This window comes from Pseudoalteromonas sp. MER144-MNA-CIBAN-0113, assembly GCF_040308965.1.
Taxonomy (GTDB): domain Bacteria; phylum Pseudomonadota; class Gammaproteobacteria; order Enterobacterales; family Alteromonadaceae; genus Pseudoalteromonas; species Pseudoalteromonas tetraodonis.
In genome coordinates this window covers 1-271 of sequence record NZ_JBEOOG010000360.1, presented here as the reverse complement: position 1 = coordinate 271, position 271 = coordinate 1, and the positions used below count along the sequence as shown (strand labels likewise).

General features: G+C 38.7%; 1 pseudogene. It reads left to right on the top strand.

Annotated features, from left to right (window positions below):
• Positions 1-206, top strand: a pseudogene (locus tag AAEY57_RS20045) (hypothetical protein); the annotation flags it as partial.
• Between the last annotated feature and the right edge of the window lie 65 nt (positions 207-271).

Below are 271 nucleotides of genomic sequence, written 5' to 3'. Positions count from 1 at the left end.
CTGACAACGACACAACTGCGTTTGACCCTAATGCCAGCAATGGGGAAGGCTTAACCGCAACATGGCGCTACCAGCTCACTAATAAACTACAAATAGGGGTTGAAGGTTCTGCACTTAAAAGTGCTGCAAAAAATAGAGAGCCAATTGGATTTAATGAACGAATCTCGCAGCAGCAAATAATGCTAAATGCGCAATGGCGTTTTTAAAAGTATAAAAAAGGGAGCATTTAAATGCTCCCTTTTTAGTTTAATAAAATTGGTATAGATTATAC